General features: G+C 36.3%; 20 protein-coding genes. 6 read left to right on the forward strand and 14 right to left on the reverse strand.

The window, feature by feature from the left end; all coding sequences use genetic code 11:
* Positions 1-72: 72 nt before the first annotated feature.
* Positions 73-2,340, forward strand: coding sequence for a helix-turn-helix domain-containing protein (locus ABH942_RS13970; RefSeq protein ID WP_370032985.1), 2,268 nt, complete (start codon positions 73-75; stop codon positions 2,338-2,340).
* Between the two features lies 1 nt (position 2,341).
* Here ABH942_RS13970 and ABH942_RS13975 read toward each other — a convergent pair whose 3' ends face one another.
* The 3 genes from ABH942_RS13975 to ABH942_RS13985 all read right to left on the reverse strand — a co-directional run bounded on the left by ABH942_RS13975 (position 2,342) and on the right by ABH942_RS13985 (position 4,716).
* On the reverse strand, positions 2,342-2,725 hold the full coding sequence (locus tag ABH942_RS13975; RefSeq protein ID WP_370032987.1) for a DoxX family protein: 384 nt from the start codon (positions 2,723-2,725) through the stop codon (positions 2,342-2,344).
* Between the two features lie 5 nt (positions 2,726-2,730).
* The gene (locus ABH942_RS13980) at positions 2,731-3,879 is read right to left on the reverse strand and encodes an ATP-binding protein (RefSeq protein ID WP_370032989.1); all 1,149 of its coding nucleotides are present in this window, start codon (positions 3,877-3,879) and stop codon (positions 2,731-2,733) included.
* 66 nt (positions 3,880-3,945) lie between these two features.
* Positions 3,946-4,716, reverse strand: coding sequence for a hypothetical protein (locus ABH942_RS13985; protein ID WP_370032991.1), 771 nt, complete (start codon positions 4,714-4,716; stop codon positions 3,946-3,948).
* A 256-nt stretch (positions 4,717-4,972) separates the two neighbouring features.
* Here ABH942_RS13985 and pgk point away from each other — a divergent pair, with 256 nt between their 5' ends.
* The 4 genes from pgk (at position 4,973) to ABH942_RS14005 (ending at position 9,653) form a co-directional block, all read left to right on the forward strand.
* A complete protein-coding gene (gene pgk / locus ABH942_RS13990) occupies positions 4,973-6,160 on the forward strand; it encodes a phosphoglycerate kinase (protein ID WP_370032993.1) in 1,188 nt (395 codons plus the stop codon).
* Between the two features lie 102 nt (positions 6,161-6,262).
* Positions 6,263-8,182 carry a LysM peptidoglycan-binding domain-containing protein gene (locus tag ABH942_RS13995; protein WP_370032995.1) on the forward strand — a complete coding sequence of 640 codons (1,920 nt, stop codon included), beginning with the start codon at positions 6,263-6,265 and terminating at the stop codon, positions 8,180-8,182.
* 42 nt (positions 8,183-8,224) lie between these two features.
* Positions 8,225-9,196 carry a DUF4837 family protein gene (locus ABH942_RS14000; protein WP_370032997.1) on the forward strand — a complete coding sequence of 324 codons (972 nt, stop codon included), beginning with the start codon at positions 8,225-8,227 and terminating at the stop codon, positions 9,194-9,196.
* Positions 9,197-9,206: 10 nt separating this feature from the next.
* Positions 9,207-9,653, forward strand: coding sequence for a GNAT family N-acetyltransferase (locus tag ABH942_RS14005; RefSeq protein ID WP_370032999.1), 447 nt, complete (start codon positions 9,207-9,209; stop codon positions 9,651-9,653).
* Here ABH942_RS14005 and ABH942_RS14010 read toward each other — a convergent pair.
* From ABH942_RS14010 to ABH942_RS14025, 4 genes are all read right to left on the reverse strand, one after another.
* Positions 9,650-10,468 carry an OmpA family protein gene (locus ABH942_RS14010; RefSeq protein ID WP_370033001.1) on the reverse strand — a complete coding sequence of 273 codons (819 nt, stop codon included), beginning with the start codon at positions 10,466-10,468 and terminating at the stop codon, positions 9,650-9,652. The genes ABH942_RS14005 and ABH942_RS14010 overlap by 4 nt on opposite strands.
* Positions 10,468-12,105 carry a S41 family peptidase gene (locus ABH942_RS14015; RefSeq protein ID WP_370033003.1) on the reverse strand — a complete coding sequence of 546 codons (1,638 nt, stop codon included), beginning with the start codon at positions 12,103-12,105 and terminating at the stop codon, positions 10,468-10,470. The genes ABH942_RS14010 and ABH942_RS14015 overlap by 1 nt, the downstream gene beginning before the upstream one ends.
* A 165-nt stretch (positions 12,106-12,270) precedes the next feature.
* Positions 12,271-12,663 (reverse strand): ribonuclease P protein component, encoded by a 393-nt coding sequence (rnpA, locus tag ABH942_RS14020; protein WP_370033005.1) that lies wholly within the window; start codon positions 12,661-12,663, stop codon positions 12,271-12,273.
* 11 nt (positions 12,664-12,674) lie between these two features.
* Positions 12,675-13,082 (reverse strand): hypothetical protein, encoded by a 408-nt coding sequence (locus ABH942_RS14025; protein ID WP_370033006.1) that lies wholly within the window; start codon positions 13,080-13,082, stop codon positions 12,675-12,677.
* A 343-nt stretch (positions 13,083-13,425) separates the two neighbouring features.
* Here ABH942_RS14025 and ABH942_RS14030 point away from each other — a divergent pair, with 343 nt between their 5' ends.
* Complete coding sequence (locus ABH942_RS14030; RefSeq protein WP_370033008.1) at positions 13,426-13,686, forward strand: hypothetical protein; 261 nt, start codon at positions 13,426-13,428, stop codon at positions 13,684-13,686.
* A 64-nt stretch (positions 13,687-13,750) separates the two neighbouring features.
* On the opposite strand, the gene ABH942_RS14035 is transcribed toward ABH942_RS14030, so the two are convergent.
* The 7 genes from ABH942_RS14035 to ABH942_RS14065 all read right to left on the reverse strand — a co-directional run bounded on the left by ABH942_RS14035 (position 13,751) and on the right by ABH942_RS14065 (position 22,706).
* Positions 13,751-14,788 carry a patatin-like phospholipase family protein gene (locus tag ABH942_RS14035; RefSeq protein ID WP_370033010.1) on the reverse strand — a complete coding sequence of 346 codons (1,038 nt, stop codon included), beginning with the start codon at positions 14,786-14,788 and terminating at the stop codon, positions 13,751-13,753.
* 43 nt (positions 14,789-14,831) lie between these two features.
* Complete coding sequence (locus ABH942_RS14040) at positions 14,832-15,152, reverse strand: hypothetical protein (RefSeq protein WP_370033012.1); 321 nt, start codon at positions 15,150-15,152, stop codon at positions 14,832-14,834.
* A gap of 5 nt (positions 15,153-15,157) precedes the next feature.
* Entirely contained in the window at positions 15,158-15,625 is a 468-nt protein-coding gene (locus ABH942_RS14045; protein WP_370033014.1) for a hypothetical protein, read from the reverse strand.
* 8 nt (positions 15,626-15,633) lie between these two features.
* On the reverse strand, positions 15,634-16,110 hold the full coding sequence (locus tag ABH942_RS14050; RefSeq protein WP_370033016.1) for a M15 family metallopeptidase: 477 nt from the start codon (positions 16,108-16,110) through the stop codon (positions 15,634-15,636).
* Positions 16,111-16,324: 214 nt separating this feature from the next.
* Positions 16,325-16,555, reverse strand: a complete 231-nt coding sequence (locus ABH942_RS14055) for a hypothetical protein (protein ID WP_370033018.1) — start codon at positions 16,553-16,555, stop codon at positions 16,325-16,327.
* 4 nt (positions 16,556-16,559) lie between these two features.
* Positions 16,560-19,160, reverse strand: a complete 2,601-nt coding sequence (locus ABH942_RS14060) for a hypothetical protein (RefSeq protein ID WP_370033020.1) — start codon at positions 19,158-19,160, stop codon at positions 16,560-16,562.
* A gap of 63 nt (positions 19,161-19,223) precedes the next feature.
* On the reverse strand, positions 19,224-22,706 hold the full coding sequence (locus ABH942_RS14065) for a hypothetical protein (protein ID WP_370033022.1): 3,483 nt from the start codon (positions 22,704-22,706) through the stop codon (positions 19,224-19,226).
* Positions 22,707-22,857: the final 151 nt, after the last annotated feature.

Here is a 22,857-nt window from a genome sequence, read left to right on the forward strand (position 1 = left end):
TAAGTGAAGGCATTTTTTTTGGAAATCATTTCGAAAAATTGACTATTTTTCCATTTCGAAAACTACAAGCCAATGCAACCAATATCTGAAGCAGCATCGTATACGCTGAAATTCATCAATCAGACGCAGCGTTCTCTTTTTCTAACCGGCAAAGCCGGAACCGGAAAAACCACCCTTTTAAGAGAAATCATACAATCGACCCACAAGAATACGGTAGTAGTAGCTCCAACGGGCATAGCTGCCCTGAATGCGGGCGGTGTTACGATTCATTCCATGTTTCAGCTTCCGTTTGCAGGATTTATACCGGAATACAACAAGACACCGCATTTTTCCGATACCATAAAGTTCGAAACCAAAGACACGCTAAAGCGCCATTTTAAGATGAATGGCACAAAAAAATCCGTGATTTTGAATATGGAATTGCTGATTATTGATGAAGTCAGTATGCTTCGTGCTGATTTACTGGATGCTATTGACTTTACAATGAGGAGTATACGAAGAAAAGAACTTCCTTTTGGCGGTGTGCAAGTATTATTTATTGGCGATTTGTTGCAGCTTCCGCCCGTTGTTAAAAATGAAGAATGGGAAGTCCTGAAAAACTATTACCATGGAAAATTCTTTTTCCATTCTCACGTAATGCAGCAATATCCGCCCTTATACATCGAGCTTTCAAAGATTTTCCGCCAGACCGATGATAAATTCATATCGATATTGAACAATCTCCGTAATAATCAGGTAGATGCGGAAGATATCAAAAACTTAAACCATTACGTAAAGCAGGATTTTGACCTAAAACAAAACAAGGGATATATAACCTTGACTACACATAATGCAAAAGCGGATGCCCTAAATGAACAATCATTGCTTGATTTGCAGGAAAAACAACTGACATTTTTACCTGAGATTGTAGGCGATTTCCCTGAAAAGATATATCCTGTTGATGAAAGACTGAACCTAAAAATGGGCGCCCAGATCATGTTTGTGAAGAATGACCTTTCACCCGAAAAAAATTATTTCAACGGAAAAATGGGCATCATAAAAGCCTTGTCAGAACAGGAAATTCTGGTTCATTTTCCAGATGAAAACAAAACAATCGAAGTAGAAAGATACGAATGGCAAAACATTCGGTATTCTGTTGATCCCGATACGAAGGAAATTGTTGAGGATGTTTTAGGGACTTTTACTCATTATCCGATAAAATTAGCATGGGCGATAACAGTGCACAAAAGCCAGGGATTGACCTTTGATAAAGCTGTGCTTGATGTATCGAAAGTTTTCCTTCCCGGACAGGCATATGTCGCCTTGTCGCGACTTCGTTCGTTAGAAGGGCTTATTTTGCTTTCTCCGCTGCAAATGAATGGCATTTCGAATGATTATGATGTCATGCAGTATTCCAATAACAAAGCTTCGGAAGAACTGTTACAATCTTCGTTGGAAAAAGAAACACAAAATTTTATACATAACTATCTCAAAAACAGCTTTGATTGGAAGGAACTTGCTCAGGAATGGAGAAACCACCAATACAGCTACAACGAGGATGCTGAAAAATCTGAAAAATCAAAGCACATGCAATGGGCAAAACGGCAGGCAGAATCCATTGGAACGCTAACCGAGCCGGCTATAAAATTCATGCGTCAGCTGGATAAGCTCTTTTTTGATGAAACACATGATATTCAGTTTGTTTTGGAACGAATTCAGGCTGCCCACGACTATTTTCTAAAGCCAATGGACCAGTTGGTACATGAAATCCTATGGAAATTGGAAGAAGTAAAACGGGCTAAAAAAGCAAAAACTTTTTTTCAGGAGTTATATGCTTTGGAAGAACTGCAAACTAAGGCTGTGTTGCGCCTGATGAAAGCCAAAAGGCTCATAGAAATTGTAGCATCAGGCCAGGAAATCTGTAAAGAAAATTTGGATTCGCAGGAAATACGATCGTATAAATCGAAAAAATTAGAGGCTATTCGTGAAGAATTCAAGAATACACATGCTACACTAGTGGAAGATGATTATGATGAAAACCGCTATATGCCAAAGAAAAAAGAGAAAAAGCTTCCTAAAAAATCAACAGTTGAGGAAACCTATGAGCTTTGGCAACAAAACAATTCCATGGCCGAAATCGCAAGCCTGCGAAAACTCACGCAACAGACCATAGTGACCCACTTCGTCAAATTGATACAGTCCGGAAAAGTCGCATTATCTGACGTTCTTCCGGAAGGTATAATACAAGATTTAGCCGAAGCTTTTGAAGGCTACAACGAAGAATCTCTCAACGGATTGAAAGAAAAATACGGGAATAAATTTACCTGGGATGAATTGAAGTTATATAGGGCTTCACAGTAAATTATTGCATAAAAAATACGCCTAGAACAGCCGGAACAAAATAGATAGCAATCGTTCTGGCTCCATCATAATCTTTAGCGATTCGCTGACCGAAAAGCAAGAAAACAAGCGTAACAGCAGAAACAACAGAACCATAAAAGCCAAACGTAGTTTCTCCATTCATCAGCATCTGTATGATACCCGCAACACAAAGAATTCCGGCTGCTATTTCCAAAACAAGGATAAGCATCAGGGATTGTGGTACGCTATTTTTGATGAATGTTTTTTCAAAATGACCTTTAAGCCAGCCTACATTTCCTTGCCAGTCTATTACTTTGTCATAGCCTGATTGTAAAAATGTTACGGCCAAAAATACTAAAATCAATATGGAAGCAGTGTTGTTCATGATTACTATTTTTTGTGGATTAATCGGGTTAGTTTGATAGATAGATCGGTAAGGATAATTTTGGCATTTCCGTTCCGTTCAATATGGTAAACGGCATCGGAAAGTTCTTTAAATATGTCATTGATATTGTTGCCATTAACAAAAGGGGCAAAGTTTTCCAGCTTGAATTTTTCAACTTTCGGTTCCATATAAACCAAGCCGGAAGCCTGATAGTTCAGCAACAACGCCTGTCGGAACATTTCGATACAAAAATGCAAAAATTTCTTTTGCGCTTCACGCCCCAAACCGGCAATTTGTTCGCTCCAGGCAATCAGGTCGTTAATAGCAGATGCATTTCCTTTAGCCCGAAATGCGGCTCGGACCCATAAAACAAACCATTGCTCAAAAGGCTGTTCTTCACTGTCTTCTCTTAATAAATGCAATGCCTTGCTAAAATTTCCTTGTGCCTGGTGTGCAATTTTCTTGGCTTCGCGAGAGTCTATGTTTTCACGTGAAACCAATATATCGGCAATTATATTTTCATGGATTCCGTTGAAATGCAATACCTGACATCGCGAACGTATTGTCTGTATAATTGATTCTTCATCTTCGGAAATCAAAATAAAAAGCGTTTTTTCCGGCGGTTCTTCCAGGATTTTCAAGAGCTTGTTTGACGCTTCGACATTCATCTTGTCAGCCATCCACACGATCATGATTTTATAGCCGCCTTCAAATGATTTCAACGAAAGCGATTTAAGTACTTCCTGCGCATCTTCCACACGAATCAGTCCCTGCTTGTTCTGAACACCAAGATATTTATACCAGTCAAACAGTCCTCCATACGGGTTTTCAAGTAAAAAGGAACGCCAGTCGGCAATAAAATCAAGACTTTTTGGCTTTGACTTCACATCATCGGTTGAAACGGTAGGATAGATAAAATGCAGATCGGGATGTGAAATATTATTGAATTTCAAATTGCAGGCCTCATTTTTTCCATGATTTTCACCGCCTGAATTCTGACACAACACATATTGTGCATAGGCCAAAGCCATTGGTAGCGTACCGCAACCTTCAGGGCCAACAAACAATTGAGCATGCGGAATTCGTCCGGCATCAGCACTTTTTGTAAGGTGGCTTTTGATATGTTCTTGTCCGAGGATTTCTGAAAATAGCATGGAACAAATATAGGGGAAAAACGATGAAGAGTTAGCAAGCTTCAAAAAAATGAACCACCAAAAAACTTATAAACTGCTTTTCAAATCATTAAACAAAAGCATTTCGTTTTCCGTATTTATGGAACCGCGCCTTGGCCTGTCTAAATCTAAAGTTATATAGATCACTACCGAAGTCAAAAGGCAGAATCCTAAAATATAAAACCGGTCTATTTTTTTCTTAAAGCCAGAACTGTAGCCTATGTAGAAGGAAATGATAATAGAGAAAAACAATAACAGATAAACGATTGGTTCCGGAACATTTGAGTTATACGCCATGTTTGCTGTGGTAGCATCATCAAACATGCTGTTTAAGGCCGGAATCATCATGTTGGAAGGCAAAAATAAATCTTTGTCTTTAGAACATATAGAAGCTCTGTTCCATAAAGACTCGCTTGCTTTTCCAGATTGCCCTATAGCTTGATTGATTTTTTCTTCATCCCTATCGGATTCAAAATAAGCAATCCGGGAATTAAGATAGATTGCCAAATCTTTTTTGAACGCATTTTTCAAACTATCCGGGTACGTATCAGTTCGGAGTATGACGGTTCCTATTGAATTCGCTTCATCAATAAGGCTTGTTTTTCGATTTTCGTATCTGGAACCGGCCATTCCAAAAGTAAATGCCAGGATCAATGCCAGCAATCCCAATAAAGAAGATAAGATACCGGAATTGTCAGAATCTGTTTTTGTTTTTTTTATTCCAAATCGATATCCGATGTTAATCGCCAGTAACATGGCAAAAAATAAGAAGATCACAATATATTTTGCATCTAAATCAAATAAGAAAGAATGTTTCATAGGTTTCCAAAGAATTGATTATTTTTTTGATAATGAGGAATAAAAGGCTTTCTTCTTATATAGAAATGGCTGTGAAATTTTTAACAAGAAATAAATGTACAAAATTTTTCAAATCGGATTTTCTTTAAGTGCATTCTAGCCAATTATAACGTTTTCGCTAATGAATTAAGGTTATTTTAAATGTTTTCATATTTTTTAGTTCGTTAAAAATCATATATTTGTGAATCCAATAAAAAACAAATAAAATATACCACTAATGAAAACTTTGAACGACTTCAATTTCAAAAACAAAAAAGCACTAATCAGGGTAGATTTCAACGTTCCTTTAGACGAGAATTTTAAAGTAGTAGATGCAACCCGAATTGAAGCAGCAAAGCCAACAATTGATAAAATTCTTGCTGATGGCGGAAGCGTAATCCTGATGTCACACTTAGGAAGGCCAAAAGCAAAAGAACCAAAATATTCTCTGGAGCATATCCTTGAAAAAACTTCGGAAGTTTTAGGCAAAGAAGTAAAATTCGCAAATGACTGTATTGGCCCGGTGGCTGAAGAAGCAGCAAAAAACCTGAAGCCTGGTGAAATCCTGCTTTTGGAAAACCTTCGCTATTATCCTGAAGAAGAAGCCGGAGATGTTGAGTTTTCAAAGAAATTGGCTTCACTTGGCGATGTTTATGTAAACGACGCTTTTGGAACAGCACACAGAGCACATGCTTCAACGACCATTATTGCCCAATTCTTTCCAAACGACAAATGTTTCGGAATTTTATTGGCTAAAGAAATAGAAAGCCTGAACAAAGTACTTAAGCATTCTGAAAAACCTGTAACGGCTGTTTTGGGTGGCTCAAAAGTTTCTTCAAAGATTACTGTTATTGAAAACATACTCGATAAAATCGACCATATGATTATTGGAGGAGGAATGACTTTTACCTTCATCAAGGCTTTGGGTGGAAAAATTGGAGATTCGATCTGCGAAGATGACAAAATGGAGCTGGCATTGGAAATTTTGAAAAAGGCAAAAGAGAAAAATGTCGAAATCCATTTACCTGTTGATGTTATCGCTGCCAATGCATTTTCAAATGATGCAGAAACAAAAGTAACAGATGTGAAAGATATTCCTGACGGATGGCAAGGACTTGATGCCGGGCCGGAATCGTTGGAGATTTTCAAAAAGGTCATTTTAAATTCCAAAACTATTTTATGGAATGGTCCGCTAGGTGTTTTTGAAATGGAAAAATTTTCAAAAGGAACGATCGCTCTAGGAGAATTTATTGCAGAAGCTACCGAAAAAGGCGCTTTTTCTCTTGTTGGAGGTGGCGATTCTGTTGCAGCCGTTAAACAGTTTGGTTTGGAGCCAAAAATGAGCTATGTTTCTACTGGGGGCGGGGCAATGCTGGAAATGCTGGAAGGAAAATCACTACCTGGAATTGATGCCATAATAAGTTAAAAAACAAAATTTTTATACTAAACGTTTTAAAAGTTAGTTATAAAAAGTTAAGTTTGCAATATGCATAATTATTTGAAATATAATAAGTTATAATTTTCAGTTATGAATAAAACCAAAATAGCACTTTTTTTAGTACCCTTTTTTTCCTTAAATATTCTCGCTCAGGATGCCGTTTCTCAAGAAATAGCTCCACAAATTACGACTCCTAAATTATCTGTTTTAGACTCTATAAAAAGCACATTTGTTGACCATGAAGTTGCTTCATGTGTCGATAAGGAATGGATGGATGAATTGACCAATCAGGATCTTTTCAAAGAAATGGAATTTGATATTGCTCATATAAATCCTGACGAAAAAGTAGATTATGATTTATCTACTGATTTGTTAAAAGCTCGTTTGAAAGAAATGGACGCCAAGTCACCTTTCAACATAGAGTACAATCAAGGATTGGAAAATATCATCAAATCGTTCTTGAAAAACAGAAAGAAATCGTATGAAAGATTGATGGCGATATCAGAATATTACTTCCCTATGTTTGAGGCAGCTCTTGCCAAATATGACGTTCCGTTAGAAATCAAATATTTGGCCGTTGTAGAATCAGCTTTGAATCCACACGCAAAATCAAGAGTAGGAGCCACAGGACTTTGGCAATTTATGTTCGCCACAGGAAAACAATACAATCTGGATGTTTCTTCCTACATTGATGAAAGAAGCGACCCTTTGAAAGCTACTGAAGCAGCCTGCCAATACTTATCCAATATGTACAAAATATTTGGAGATTGGGATTTGGTTCTAGCATCATACAATGCCGGTCCAGGAAATGTTTCAAAAGCAATCAGACGTTCTGGCGGACAGCAAAACTACTGGAATATCAGAAAAAATCTTCCAAAAGAAACTCAAGGTTACGTTCCGGCTTTCTTAGCTACGATGTATATTTATGAATATCATAAAGAACATGGAATTGAGCCAAAAAGAGCAGCCATTAGCTATTTTGCAACAGATACGGTTATGGTAAAACGCGAAATGTCTTTCAAGCAGATTTCTGACTTGTTGGATATTCCGGAATCGCAAATCAAACTTTTGAACCCAGGTTATAAATTAGATGTAGTTCCCTCTGTTAAAGGAAAAAACCATTATCTGAGACTGCCGGTTCCAAAGATTGCAGTATTCACTTCGAATGAAGATAAGATTTATGCTTATGCACAAATCGAAGAAGACAAGAGAGAAAAACCTTATTTTTCAAGAAAAACAACATCGCCAACGGGCAATACGACTGAAACGGCAATTGCTTCTACTGACGGAAGAAGTCCTTATGTAGATTATTCGGAAGAACCGGAAATCGTAAAAGGCAGCAAAATAGTTACTAAGACAAAATATCATACGGTTAAAAAAGGCGACAATATTGGTGAGATTTCTCAGAAATATGGCGTTACAGTTTCAGAAATTAAAAAATGGAACCGTTTGAAAAACAATAATGTGATGCTAGGCGCCAAGCTGAAAATTCAGACTAATGAAAGAGTGGCTACTACAGTAGTTAAGAAAACGCCAAAGCCAGCTGTTAAAACCAAAGATACTACCGAAACAGCTATTGCTGCTGTTGAAAAACAAGAAGCAAAAACTAAAGAAGTTGCCACAGACGATATTGAAAACAAAGAAGATGAGAAATCAGAATTCTATGTAGTGCAAAAAGGCGACAATCTTAATTCGATTGCCAGAAAATATGGCGTAACTGTTGCAGAAATTAGAGAATGGAATAATCTTGAAGATACTAATGTACTTTCAGGAAGCAAGCTAAAACTGATTCCAAACGAAAATGCTCCAATTATCGAAACTAAAGCTGAAAAAGCACAACAACAGATTGCCTCTTCAGCAAAAGTACACCAATACCTTGTTCAAAAAGGTGACTCACTTTTCAGCATTGCTAAAAAATATCCGGGAGTTACAGTTGAAAATATCAAAAAATGGAATGATATTAGCAGCGAAAACATCAAACCTGGAATGAAGCTTAAAATCCAAGGATAACAATTCTTGGATTTTAGCTTTTCTCTTGCAAAAAGCAACATAATGAAAAAGCTACTGCTGCTCGTAATTTTAGCGGCCTTTTCCTTTTCCTGCACCCAAAAAGAAGTAAAAAATTCCGATAAACAATCCATCGGAAATACGAATTCTCTTGCTGTTTTTATTGATGACAAGCTCTGGATTGGTGAAATAGGGGATACCATTCGAAAAAAATTTGCCGCACCCGTTGATGGACTTCCTCAAGAAGAACCACTTTTTACGATAAATCAGTATCCATTGCATGCCTTTGAAGGCTCACTGGCTAAAAACAGAAACATCCTTTACATAAAAAAAGAGGCCAGAAATGATTTTGATATTTCTGAGAATCAATATGCCCTGCCTCAAAACCTCATCCGTATTTCTGGCAATTCGACAGCTTCAATTATTGACCGACTGGAGAAAAATGCTGCGGAAATAATTGCAAAAATGCAGAAAACGGAAATTGAGGTAACCCAAAAAGAGACCCAAAAGGCGCTAATGGATGGCAAGAAATTCAAGAATAAATTTAATATTTCGCTTGAGGTTCCAAAAACCTATAAGGCTGTATTGGAGAAAGAAAAGTTTCTATGGCTGAAAAAAGAAATCCAAAGTGGAAACTCTAGCATTTTGATATACCAGGTGCCTTTGCATTCCATAAGAAAAAGCGACGAGGCAATTAACAGCATTGTTAGGGCACGCGATTCTATTGGAGGACTTTATATCCACGGCACGACCGAAAACTCACAAATGGTAACGGAAGATTCCTATTCGCCCTATTTGTTGAATACAACCATAGGAGGCCTAAAAGCCTATCAAACCAAAGGAAATTGGGAACTGAGAAACGATACGATGTCCGGGCCTTTTATCAATTACAGCATTATTGATCCTAAAAACAACAGAATTCTGGTTATTGAAGGATTTTGCTATGCTCCATCAACTCCGCAAAGAGATTTGATACACGAATTGGAGTCGATAATTAAAAGTATTTCATTTTTATAAAAAGAACCGGATGTCTCTAATTTGGAAAATAAAGCCTTTTAAGGCGCTTTCTCTTGACGAACTGTATAATTTACTGGAATTGCGCAGCGAGGTCTTTATAGTGGAGCAAAACTGCGTATATCAGGATATCGATGGAAAAGATAGAAAGGCAATTCATTTAATTGGTGAATTTGAAGGCGAAACAGTAGCCTATTGCAGACTTTTCAAAGCGGGTGATTATTTTGACGAATCCTCAATTGGAAGAGTTATCGTCAAAGAAAAGTATCGTGATAGAAAATGGGGACATGATCTTATCCGTGAGGCGATTAAGGCAATTAAGAGTGATTTTGGCGATGATAGAATTACAATTTCAGCACAACTCTATCTCAAAAAATTTTACGAAAACCATGGATTTTCCCAAACAAGCGAAGAATATCTTGAAGACGGGATTCCTCACATAGAAATGAAAAGGTCTTAAACTTTGGTTATAACCAATTCTACCCGGCGATCCAAATCAGAGCCTTTACCAAGCGGTTGGGTATTTCCGTAACCCTTAAATGTCATTCGGGTTTTTGGCACTTTTTTGAAAACCAAATATTTGTATACGGCTTCGGCTCTATTCACAGAAAGTTTCCGCTTTTTGGTGTGTTTATCTATGGCTTCTTTGTGAAAAGGCGGCGTACAACAGACATGCCCCTGAATTTCAAATTCCAGGTTTTTGTATTTCAGGAGTTGGCGCGCCATTCTGTCCAGTTCATTTTTTGATTTCATCGTGAGCTTGCTGCTTCCTTTTTCGAACAACAATTTCTCCAGATAAATACGGTCGCCAACAACGTGATTTTTATGAATTTCGCTGTAAACACCAGGAATTTCAAGCTTTTCGATTGGAATTTCTTTGAAGTTCATCACTACGTCTACACGTCGGTTTTTTGAACGTACTTCAGAAATATTATCAATATCGTCTTCAATCAATACCCTTCCTCTTCCTTCAATCGTAACGATAATCTTGCTTCTGACACCGTTTTCAACCAACTTTTCTTTAATAGCATTGGCACGATTGTTAGAAAGCTTGAAATTGTATTCGTCTTTGCCCCGGTCATCGCAATACCCATAAATGCTTATGGATTCAATCCTGACAGAATCTGTAGACCGTATGAATTTGAGAACATCGTCTACTTGATTTTCCGTCAGATTGTATTTATTCGTATCGAAATAAACAGAATGGACTACCTCTTCTTGTGCAGAGACAAATCCAAAAATAAACAGGGGGAGAAGTTTAAGGATGCGAAGCATTATTTGAGTAGTATTTTGTTGTATTCTGCCGAATTATTTAGCAAGGCAGTGGCCTTTTTGATTTCAGAATTATTTTTGGTGTAATATTGATACAAGCCTTCTTTGTACTGATATCTTTTGATGATTTCATCCAAAATAAGTTCTTTTATTTCCGCCTGATGCTTGTTCAATTGCGTCTCGTCGCTTTTTTGCAGGGCCGTAAGCAGTTGTTGGACTTCTGCCTTGATGTCATCATCTATTTTTTCTTTTTTGGCTGCCTCAAGCGTTCTTTTCATCGATTGTTCGGTTTCCGTATCAAAAGCAAATTTCTGATCTTTCAGGAATTTTTTAAAATCGGTATAATCCGCATCTGTAATTGTTGGGATTTTGTCACCCAGAGCTGGATTTTTATAATAGTATCGCGTTACATAATTAAAAATACCATCATTTTTAACCAATGCTTCCGTAATAGCGCTTAGTTTTGTTTCAGACAATTCTACATCAGGTTGGATTCCACCTCCGTCATATACGGTTCTTCCTTTACGGGTTTTAAATGCGGTGTAATTTTTTTCATCAGTACGTATCGCTTTTCCGTCTTTATCCTTGTGTGCATAGTCTAAAGCCTGGATACATCTTCCCGATGGCGTGTAATAACGTGAAATAGTTACTTTTACCTGAGTTCCATAAGTCAAATCGATAGGTCTTTGTACTAAACCTTTTCCAAAACTTCTTGCACCAACGATTACGGCTCTGTCCAGATCTTGCAATGCACCCGCTACAATTTCTGATGCCGATGCGCTTTTTCCATCCACTAAAATTACCAAAGGGATTTCAGTATCAACAGGAGTTCTCGATGTTCTGTAAGTATTATTGTGTTTTTCGATATGCGATTTTGTAGTTACGATTGTCTCACCGCTTGGCACAAACAGGTTGCAGATATTGACTGCCTCGCCCAATAATCCACCTGGATTTCCTCTCAAATCCAGTATTATTTTTTGCGCACCATCTGCTTTCAACTTTTCCAATGCTTGTTTGGTTTCTTGCGACGCCTTGGCATTAAATTGAGAAAGAACAATATAGCCGGTTTTGTCGTCTATTTTTGAGAAAAATGGAACCGCTTTCAGGTCTACTTCTTCTAAGGTTAACACTGTATTGTTTGTTTTGCCCTGACGGAGGTATTTTATGTCAATCTTGGCATTTTTGCTTCCTTTCAGGAGTTGCGAAGCATCGTCTTTAAAATCAGATAGACTTACATCACCAATCTGGATAATTTCATCACCGGCTTTTAGGCCAGCCTTATCAGCAGGATAGTTTTTGTAAGGTTCTTTGATAATCAATTTTCCTTCTTTTCTTGTAATCAACGCTCCGATTCCGGTATATTCGCCAGTGTTATTGATCTTGAATTTTACAACATCCTGTTCGTTGAAATAAACCGTATACGGGTCCAGTTCCATAAGCATATTCTTGATAGCCTTATCCATCAGCTCACCAGGATTGGTTTCATCTACATAATTCATGTTCACGGTTTTGAACATGGTCGTAAAAATTTCAATCTGTTTTGCAATTTCAAAGAAATCATTTCTGAAACTCGCTCCAACATACAAAAGGCCTCCAGCTACGACCGGAATGATATATTTCTTTTTTAAAAATGCATACATAACTTTAAGTTTTTCTTTTTCTTCTTCGTTTTTTCCAGATTAGGGAAAACAAGACCACTAAAATAATAATAAATGGCTAAACATTTCATCTCCATCAAAATAAACCAAATGGCATTGAATATAGGCTAGTAACGGGAATCGCTGCTTTTTTAGTATCGAAATGTATTAATCGTTATTTTTTTCAATCTCTGGTTTTACCTGAAGATGGAATTTTTTAAACAGCTGTATGGTTTTCCGGTTTATTTCTTCGTAGGATAGTCTTTCTTTTGTTTGGTATAAAAGCATGAAAGCATAGGATTCGTCCATTGAATCCAGCAACAGATTCTTGTTCAGACGATAGGTTTCACGAAGTACTCTTTTGAAATAATTTCGGTCAACCGCTTTCTTGAAGTATTTTTTTGAAACCGAAACTCCGATTTTTAATTTTTGATCTTCTTCGAGAGCCTGTTTTTTATACACAAGCCGCAACGGAAATTTTGAAACCGATTTGCCTTCACGAAACATTTCATCAATCGTAGTCCTGCTTTTTAATTTTTCCGATTTGGGATAGGTATTCATTCTCCTCAGTCTTACGGATAAATATTATAGACGATTTTTAAATCAGGGTAATTGATATAAAACTGAATACGATTGCCTTGGTTTTTTCGGGTAATTATTTCAATAACACAACGGTCACCACTGTTGTCGATGCAATTAAAAGTTACAGTCTTATCTGTTTCGTTTTCAATGGTTTTTCCGTAAACATCAATATTATACAGCTGTGTCTGTGCTGAGTTTATTACAATACGATTTTTATCCCCATCCAAAACAATGATGAGGTTGGTATCTTTAAAGTCCGACCATTTTCCCCATTGGCCTTTTGCATTTTTTTCCATTACGCTGTAGCTGGAAGTCTTAAATCTGTATTTCTGGGCAAAAGTCTGTTGTGTTCCTACTACTATAAAAAACAGCACAGCCAATATTTTTAATGCTTTCATCTTGAAATTTATATGGGTGGTAAAGTTACAAATATATTTGAATTGTATTATTTCAGATGGATTCTTCGGATTGAAAAGAAACGAGACTCATCTCTTTCCACAAGATTTTAACATAAAATTTCTACATAATCCCCAAAAATCTACATTTTTTAGAATTAATCAGTATGAAAATAGAACGGTTTAAGTTTTTAAAAAACAATTAAAAAAGAACTGTAAGTGACTGTTTAATAGTGTTTTGTGTTTTCCGATTTCTGCAAGGAATAAAAATATTTCGTCAAGATGGCATTGAAATTGTCTTATATAATGAAAATCACGAAAACCACTATAACCACAAAAAACTACTATGAAAAAATTAATTTTAAGCGCAATAATGCTTACCGGAGTTTTAGCATTTGCACAGGAAACGCCTAAGAAAGCCACAAAAGAAGTTGTGAAAAATGCAGCATCTTCCGTCGAAGCCGAAAAGAAAGCTGAAGCTCCTAAAGTAACAGAATCGAAACAAGAAGTTAACGTTGCAAAAAAAGCCGAAACAGCCACAACTAAAACAACCGAAGCTGCCCAACCAGCAGCTCCTGCAGCAAAAACTGCAAAAAAACAAGAATAGTATAAATCCTAACCGACCAACTATTTAACTAAAAACCTTTGGAGTCATCCAAAGGTTTTTTTGTTTAGCTGTTTTTAATCAGCTTTTTGGCAATCTCATTTAATTCCTTCCGGTTTTGGTCAATATAGCTCAGACCGGCTTGTATCAGCTCGTAAATGTTTTTTGACGAAACATCATCCATTTCTGGCGAAGCATTTTTTAGGGAAGGCATTAACCGATGGTAGTTTTGCCTGTTCCTTGTGCCTAAGGTTTCATACATTTTTTTTAAATGATAGTCCGTCGTTTCTACGTCTGAAGAAAGCAGGATGTCGATAAGTGGCTGAATCCATTTTACTTTTCCGGCATTTTCAAACTGGCGGAAGGTATAGGGCTTTAATACCTGACCTGTTCCAATAGACACAATAATCATGTCGCTGATTTTTGGAAAATCTTTTTTTTCGGGTTGGCCCAGTACTTTCGAAAATTCAATTTTTCGGGCTTCTGCATAAGCACATAAAGCGGGATTGTTGGCGTATACACCACCATCAATGAGTGTAAATTCCTGTCCGTAAAGCGATTTTATCCTTGCTGGCTCAAAATAGGTAGGTGCTGCAGATGTAGCCCTGCAGATGTCTTTGGCGTAAAAGTTCTCTAAATCGGAACCCGCTTCATGGCTTGTGAAAAATTTTGCTTTTCTGTGAAAAATGTCATAGGATGTAATCAGGCAAGGTTTTGTAAAATCTTTGATTTCAAGATTGCCAAATACATTTTCAAGCTGTCTTTCTAAGGCTTTTTGTGAAATCCGCTCATTAAACAGTCCGAACGGATTGATGAGTTGTTGCCAAAATGATACGTTGAAAATACTTTCACCGTGTTTGGCATAGAGGTCTAAGGCAGTTTCTACTGAATATTTTGCTTTTTTATCGCTATCAGGATAGAGCAGGATAGCCGCAAGTATTCCTCCAGTGCTGGTTCCTGCAATGAGATCGAAATAATCACCGATTTTTGCATTCGGATTGTCTAATTTCTGAAGCTGTTCTTCAATATACTTTAAAATGACGCAGGTTATGATCCCTCGGATTCCGCCTCCATCCAGGCTTAAGATTTTGATTTTTTTTGACATGGCTTTTATGATTTGAGATTTGGGTGCTCATTTTTATTTTTATTTAGATGCTTAGTATAACTGTTTTGATAACAGTTTGTATGATCGTGTTTTTGATATTATTAATTCTTATTTTGGATAAACCTGCTCCTTGCAGTGCTTTTAGGGCGATAAGATCCTGTTGGCTTTTCAACAGCCATGAAAATTCTTCTTCTGTCAATGAGGACGATGCCAGAAGCAAAGTCCAGCGCTCTAATTTTTCCTTTGAGCTTTCCAGAAAAGCAGTAATGTCTTTTTGGATTTCCGGCTTGAATTCTTTGTATTTATCGCCTAAGAGCGTAACCAGTTGCTGTTTCAGCTCTTTTAATAATTTTTCGATATCCATGATTTCTATTTATTGCTGTTGATAAGGCCTAAAAGACCGTCTTTTGATGTCTTGTCTTTTTTGATTTCATATTGGATTAGCATATCCATAGCTTCCATTATCTGTTTTTTTGATTCCTGAAGGAAAACAGGTGATAACGAATCTTTTTCTTTCCATCGCTTGAAGAACCCTGCTAATAGGTTTTTCTCTTCGTCTGTCAGGAGTTTCCACATGGTAAAGGTGATTTCATTGTCGGGCTTGTTTTTTTCGTATTCGATAAGCTTTTCAACCTGAAGAAAGAAGGCTTCTGTTTCTTGTTGGTTTTTTGCGTAAGGCGTTGTAGCCTTGTCCATTAATTTTGACGCTTCTACTTTCAATTCGGTCGTTTTCTGATAAGAATACTGATCAAAAACTGCCGTTCTTGTCGATTCGCACGAGACTACTGCAAATGACAGGAAAAAGAAGAGCATCATTTTTTTTCTGATTGTTTTCATAGCTGTTTTTATTTTAAAATTACATATCCGTTTTTGTCTTTTTTAAGCTTTGACAATGATCTCCAGCTCAGATTTCTTTTTTCAAAGTGGGGCATATCTTTAAATGTTTTCCAATTGCCGCCCCATTCCCAGCCGTGTTTGGCGAAAATTTTCACACATTCGTACCAGTCAGCAACTTTGTCATTGTCCCAGTCTTTTTTAGTATCCCAGGAAGCGTCTTTTCCATCAATTATCAGACAAATGTCAACAGCAAAACCATAATTATGTATGGATTGGCCCGCTTTGGCATTCGTGACTTTTTTCCCGGCTTTTGTTCTTCCTTGTGCATACAATGCATCCTGTTCTTCAAAAGTCCGAAGCCCTTGCGTAACCCGGATTTTTGCTCTGCCGGTTAATGCATTGTCGCATTCTTCAATGACTTTTGTAACTTCCTCTCTAACAGTAGGATGAAGTTTTTCAATTCGTTGTTTAGTATATTTATCCATTTTTTTTCAATTAATTACATTACAAATATATGAAAAAAATCAATTAAATAAAAGAAAATAAGATTATTTTCAATCAATTAAAAAACTATAATAAACAGATTTTTAGATTGTTGGTTTAAATGTGAGGTAAAAGGTAATAAAAAAAGCTACTCGAAAGTAGCTTAATTTTGATTGTTTTTAATTACGAAAATTCCGTTTTTAAAATTGTTAAAGGTTATTCTATCAAATATTTAATATCATTGCTTTCGCAAATAAATCGAACGCTATCGATACAATTGTCTTTTAAAGATATTTTTATAATTGCATCTTGATGATATTTGTTCATGAACTTTTCTATATCATCTAGAGATTTAATTTCGCTGCCATCTGTATATAACGTTTTTAAAACATGAAGAATGCTTTTTCCTATATTTTCCTGTTGTTTAATTATTATTCTATGTGTCATAATTTTATTTTCTTATCCAATTTATAATTACTTTTTTAATATCCTCTCTAATGATAATATTGTTTATATCTGGTTTAAATTTATTATCTAAAGCTTTATTTAAAGCTTTTCCTGCAGGCGTTGCAAATGCTGCAATCTCTTTATTATTAGTTGCTTTATAGACTTTCATAAATTCGTCATAATTAACATTTAATGAACCATTTCCAGAATATGATCCTCTAACATTGTTAAAGCCTATTTTATCTAAAAAATTGTACATTGCCGTAGATATGTCTTGCTTCTGAATTGTAACATCAAAAACATTTTCTAAAAAACCATTACTTATAGTAGAATAGCCTTGCCAAAATTTATCACCTTTTTTATCTGTTAAAAACATTGAGATATCAATTAAACCATCTTTTCCTTTCTTTAGAGTATGTGTAAATCGATAGCCCAATTCTCTAAATTTAAATTTTTTAGAATTTATAAAATCGTCTAATTTTTTACTATCTGCCCAATCATCTAAATAACTTTTTGTTTCGTTTATGGTTTTTTGAGTATTTGAAAATAATTCTTTTAAATATCTTTCTATTTCGGTTTTATCCAAACTGGTTGCTATTTCTTCATTTTTATATATCAACGTGTATAATCCTTCTTCATTTTTTGCAATCGAAATACCCAGTTCGTGTAATTGTCCCCACCATTTTTTACGAGCTAGATTATAGAAAAATTTTGTAAAAATAGTAATTGGGTCAATAAAACTATAAGTCAAGCCATTTGATAAAACTACCTTGCTCTTTACTCCCGCAAATAACTCATTTAGCCATTTAAAAAGATATTCTAAAAGAACACCTAAATTTTTAGATTTTTCCCTAATATAAGCAAAAATAGCTAAAAGATTTTCAAAGCCAATAACCAGTTCGTCTGAAAATTTAAAGACAATTTTTTCCATGGTCTTAAAGATGTTTATCAAAGAGTCTGCCAGTTTTTTAAATGCATCTGCTGCTGTTTTGGCACCGCCTGTAAACAATATTTCCAAAATAAGCTGGATAATAAACCCAATGATATAGCCAATATAATAGGCAACCTTGTCGAGATTTGGCATTGCTGCATTTTCGGCTAACCAGGCAAATGCCCTAGTTGGGAGAGTAAGGATAAACGCTGCACTTTTCTTAAAGAATTCGATTAAGGCTTTCAGATTTTCTTTGCTAAAAAGATTTTCGAGTGTTTCAACCATGTTTTCAATTATCTCAAAAAACAAACGAAGATAGCTTAGCGGATTCTGTCCTATGTCTCTTCCTTTTTTCTGCAATGCAGCCAAAGCGTTACATAGTATCGATATAATGTCGAAAATTCCCTTTATAGCGTCTACGATGCTGTTTATGATTCCTACGACAAAGGCATTGTATATTACAAATGCGGTTTCTGTAAAATCAAGAGCCTTGCCCAACGGGTCTCTCAAAAAATCCTTTACTTTTCGCAGCATATATAACAGTTGGTTGATGATTTTTTTAAAAAAATCAGCTTTGCCAAGGGTTTTTTTACTCTCCTTTAGAATGTCTTCTAACTCAATAATTTTGTTTATTGCATTGGCATTAGTTTCTTCAGGTTTGCTCTTTTTGTTTGCTTCCTGCAAGTATTTGATAACTCCCAATGCTGGTAAAAACAGGCTGGCGTTCTTTAGTGGCTGGCCGTTATCATCATAATATTGCCATTTGCTGTCGTCCAGTTTTAGTTTACCAACAAGTCCTCCAATTCCGTTTGAGATTTTCCCGATTCCTTCCAGTGTCAGGTCTGATGAAAATCGTACTACCCTGTTCACGGCTCCCCAAAATGCTCTTTTGACAATGAAAAAACCGCTTGATTTGTCGGCTATGTGTTGCTTGATGATTTCCTGCAAAGCGGAACTTGAGACGTTGGTGTTAAAATAATCTACAATCTTACTTAGTTTTTTATACGGAACGCCTGATGAAGAGGAGACATTAGCACCTGTTTTTATTCTGATTACGGAGCCAAAAAGATTCATGCTGTCATTGGTTTCAATAAAAAGTACAATTTCGTTCTCGTATAAATTGTCAATTGATTGGTAGGCGGTTTCTAGCAGTGCCCCATCTTTTGAGATAAAAAGCACTACTGAAAGCTGTTTTTCTCTTAAAATGTCGTTCAGCAAGGTTATCTTTTCCCTCTTTTTCTTCTTCATTTGCGTTGCTACTATTTCTAAACCTCCTAAGAATGTTTCCCAAGCAACAGCTCCTGCTATGTTTTTGGTAACCAAAGCGAAATATTTTTCGCCAAACTTACAGATTCGTGCCTGTATGCTTAAATTTTGAAGAAAAACCGTTGATGAATCTGATACTTCCATAGCTGGAATAACATTGGAGTTGAGAATGTAATTTCCTTCTCTGTAATCAAGGATTTCACCGTCTTCGGCAAGTTTAAATTCATTGGGATTTCCATCGGTCGGCTCTATTTCTACATAGATGATTTCGGTATAAGCATTGCTTTCATTTTCATTTGTTTCGTCATTTACAATGTTGATTTCGTTATTGAAAGCATAAATATTGCTTTTTATGTCGGTAAAGGAATAATTCCCATAATGGAGTAGTCCATATTCTGTCGCTCTCATATTTTGTGTGGTTAAAAAGCCCTGCTACATGTAGCAGGGCTTAAAGATTAATTTTGGCTTATATTATGCGGTTTGGGAATTATCTCCAATCAAGGCATCTGTTTTTACAAATGATTTTATAGGATTGCCTTCAGAATCCAATATAGGCTGTCCGTCACTGTCAAACAGAGTGTTGTCATCACAGTCCGAATTGCAAGGCAAAGCGTTGACTACATTCAAGCCCATGCTTCCTGCCTGGATAATGGTCAGTGAAGTTGGTACGCGGCTTTCCCATGTTTCTTCTACTTCGCCTTCTTGTGTTTGTAATTCTTTGATGATAGAAACAAATAACGGATCGTCAACAGCTGGTACTTGTCCACCATTCCAGACTTGTCCTGTAGCCATGAACCAGTTAACGGTTTCTTCAAATCCTGGACGAACTGTTAGGATTACCCTTGCCATACCGCTTTGAAGGAAGGCTCTGAAAATTGGGTCATTCGCTTCGTTCGGGTTGTATAGTTCTGCCCATTTGTCTTTGTTAGCCCAGTAAAAAGGGTAGAAATGGTAGCTCATCAAATCCCATTCAAAGGCCTGCTCTAAAAACTTAACCTGCGATGTGTAGATGTCTAATTCTGAGTCGTTTTTAACCCTTAGATCTTTAGCACTACTGCCCAAAAGCATATTTTTACCCATTTTATCATGGCCTAGCATATAAGCAATACAGTTTTTTCGCAAGATGGTATTTTCAACCTGACGATAGAATCCTGGGTTTGTTTTTGCTTTAGCTTCTCCGGTGGCTTTCGCTTCCGTCAGTTTTTCCTGATATTCAGCTAGTTTCGCTTCATAAGCTTCGATAATGACATTAAATGCTTTTAATCTCCATTGTTGTTTTGCTTTGTCTGTCAATTTGCATTTTACCGATGCAACAATATCACCGGCAACGTGATTTCCGAGTGTAAAGGAAACCGGTACTTCTATTTCGAAATCCTTCATTTCATCATCTATTGTCAATGTAGCTTGACGAAACGCCTGGACATTTTTCTCTGTCACATTACCAATAGATAAAGAGAGGATATTTCCTTGTAAGTCATTAGCTCCACTAGCATTAAAAATCCCCAATGCGCGAGTGGTTTTATATCCTTCAGGGACTTTTATTTTACCATTTCCGGAATTTGACTCTGTATTGGCTATTTTTGCCCCATTTGGATACCCCAAAACTGTAAAGGATTCTCCCACGGTAATTTCCTCGTCAGGATAAGCTTCTATTTCTGCGTTGTAAATGGCAGCCCAATGCTTATAGACGTTTGGAATCATTACGTTGCTATCTTTTAAGGCTAATAAGGTAGCGGTTCTTGGGTCAATTGGTTTAACTAAAACTTCTGTAAACGTGTCTTTTTTACCGGAAGTTACTTCGTTATGGAAAGAAGACGGTTCAGGAATCATGAACTCATACATCAATCGCTTTCCGTAATTGACAACCTTGTTTTTATAAATTTTGTCAACCCAACGGTATACTCCTGAAATGTGATTGTCTCCCTTACGGTTATCAAAACCATGAGTGTCTTCTTCAGAAAACTCTTCAATAATTTTAGTCGTACGTTCTTCTTTTACTTTTTGTACGACACGATCAAGAGCACGTTCCGTAATTTCCTTGGCATACGTAACTGCCTGGTTGTTTGAGGTTTCAGATGAGGTGTTATTGGCATAAGAGGCATTTACTTGTCCTCCAAATGATTGTCCTCCCCAGTGAACTCCTGCCTGAACTCCTATACTTGTGTCCTTAGCCATTACCGAAGCAATTTCCTGATTCATCTCATGGCGTTCTGTAGTTGAGGTATCGGTTAATTTTTCAATTTCCTGCTCGCTACTTGTCGTAGTTGTGTCTTCTGTTTTTCTTGAGCGTCTCGTGGTTTTTTCCTTAAACTCTCTCGCCATGATATTTTCGATATGGGAAACTTCTCCCGGAACATAGCAACAAATTTCCTGTTCTACTTTTCTATAATCAGTAATACCTAATCTTCTGAAACCAAATGTTGGAACCGGGTCAAGGACTGGAGTTGTTTCAGGTTCGCCAGGAGTATTTTCATCATAAATATCAACTATTTTATAACTTCCATTTCCGGAGGCTTTTAACTCTTGTATCATACCCGAAATTATTTCACCGCCTCCAACGACGCCTTTCCCTGTAATTTGTATAGCAGTGTTGTTACTTAATAGTAATTCTCCACTGACGGTGAAATTTGTTGATACTGAGTAGTCTATTTTTTCCCTGAATAGGGTTACCTGTAATTTATCATCTACCCAAATGTCATTAAAGGAAGTGCCTGAAACGATGGTCCCGTTTTGAAATTTTACGTTATAGCTGGCACCAATAACATCAGCTCCTTGCGGGGCATTGTTAAATAAAAATGTTAACGGAGCTTTGCCCATGTGGTTTTGTCCTACAAAAGAAAAGACATTACCCAAGCCTACAGTATTTGTGTTTATGGGTGTTAAAATACCACCGTTATTAACAATTTCTTGATTGCCAGGGTTTTGTTGTACAAGCGTATTTGATTCGTGAATTATTCCGCTTTCCATAGCCCCAATAATTCCACTAAATGAACCAAAGTCGTTTGAGAGATTCAAAATGACATTTTCAGTAAAATCGGAAATATTTGGATAATTTAATGCGAAATCAATTTCTGAGTTTGGATTAAATTCAAAAGGAGGTATAGTGATTCCAACATATTCAACCAGTGTTTTTTCGATACCAAGATCCTTATCGGTATATTTTTTCTCAACGGTTTGGGCAGAAGCATAAATCTCTTTTAGGTCTTGCTCATATAGCTTATAGGCATTTTCTCTGGCCAACTGTGTTGACTTCTTATAAGATTCCTGTAGGAAATTCAATTCTTTTATTGTTTCTTGATATCGCGAAATCTTTTGTTCGGCTAAAATAGCATCTAGTTTTTTGTCAAGAGGCCTAGAATTTACAGGAATGGAACGAGGTTCTCCTTTTATTGGGATATCAATTTCAGATGCGTCTTCAAAAATAATTTTAGGAATAATAATTCTGGCTTTGGCTATTTCTTTTTGTTGCTCAAATGCCAAGCTTTTATTTGTTACAAATTGATTGGCAACTAAGAGCGATAAAAAGATTTCACGCAGATAGGGTGATTTTTGAGAAATGATTTGATAAAAAAGATTATCCCACATCTGAATCTTTGTGTTAAAATCTAAAACGTTGATGTTTGAAGGAATGTTTGCTTCTAATTTCAATTCGGTCAGAGAATTCCTGTTGGCCGTAAGCCATTCAGAAAATTTTAGAAATGAATCGCCCACAATAGAACCAATTTCTTTTTTTAGTTTTAAATTTTGACTTTCAAAACTAAGAACTAAGCTTTCTAACTGCTTTTTTCTTAGACTGTTTGGACTACTTTGAATTGCAGAAAGAAAATGGCTTGCAGAATATTCTGTTTCTTCATCGATCTGTACGAAATGGTTTTTTGTTTCAGAGTCATTAATCAACTCTGGTGCTCTCATGGTCATAAACCTGAAAAGTGTGTTTTTAATTTGTGTACTCATTTTGTTATTAATTTAAAATTTAGTGGAAATAAATCTTAGTGAATAACCTTTCAAAAATTACAAAACCGCTTTCCGGACAGCAATATTTTAATTTTGTGTGGCTTATAAAGATTTTTACATTGCAAATATAGAAGAAAATAATCTACAAAAC

Origin of the sequence: Flavobacterium sp. 28YEA47A, from assembly GCF_041262125.1 — a bacterium.
Taxonomy (GTDB): Bacteria; Bacteroidota; Bacteroidia; order Flavobacteriales; family Flavobacteriaceae; genus Flavobacterium.